The sequence below is a fragment of the Streptomyces marinisediminis genome, assembly GCF_026262575.1.
Taxonomy (GTDB): Bacteria; Actinomycetota; Actinomycetes; order Streptomycetales; family Streptomycetaceae; genus Streptomyces; species Streptomyces marinisediminis.
Genome location: NZ_JAPKFL010000099.1, coordinates 1 through 772, shown reverse-complemented (window position 1 = coordinate 772; position 772 = coordinate 1). Strand labels below are relative to the sequence as shown.

Sequence of the window (772 nt, the reverse complement as noted above, 5' to 3'; positions counted from 1 at the left end):
CTGGCCGCGGTCATCGAGGACATCGGCCAGGACCTGGCGGGTGTGGTGCACGCGGCGGGTGTGATCGATGACGGGGTGCTGGAGGGCCTGACCCCCCAGCGGGTTACGGCCGTGCTGCGACCGAAGGTGGACGCCGGCTGGTACCTGCACGAGCTGACCGCGCACCACCGGTTGTCGATGTTCGTGCTGTTCTCCTCCGCGGCGGGAGTCCTCGGATCGGCCGGACAGGCCCCGTACGCGGCCGGCAACGCCTTCCTGGACGCACTCGCCCTGCACCGGCGCGAGCAGGGCCTGCCCGCCGTCTCCCTGGCCTGGGGGCCCTGGGCCGAGGCCGGCATGCTCGGCCACCTCGAGGCCACCGACCTCGCCCGCATGCGACGCGGCGGCCTCACCCCCCTGACGAACACCCAGGGCCTGCACCTGCTCGACACCGCCCTGCGCACCGGCGAAGCAGCGCTAGCACCGCTACGGCTGGAACCGGCCGCCTTCAGCCACGCCCCGACCGTCCCGCCCCTGCTGCGCGACCTGGTCCGCACCCGACGCCGCACCACCCCCCACACCCGCCACACCCCCGGCTCCGGTTCACCCCTGGCCCAGCGCCTGCGCACCCTGCCCCCCACCGAACGCCAGACCGCACTCCTGGACGCGGTCCGCGGCGAGGTCGCCGCCGCACTGGGCCACCCCACCCCCACCGCCGTCGCGCCCCAGCGCGCCTTCACCGACCTGGGCTTCGACTCCCTGACCGCCGTCGAACTGCGCAACCGCCTCACCA

General features: G+C 74.7%; 1 protein-coding gene. It reads left to right on the top strand.

From position 1 onward, the window contains the following. Positions 1-772: beta-ketoacyl reductase (locus OSB71_RS24240; RefSeq protein WP_265950944.1), on the top strand; the 772-nt coding region annotated here is incomplete at both ends.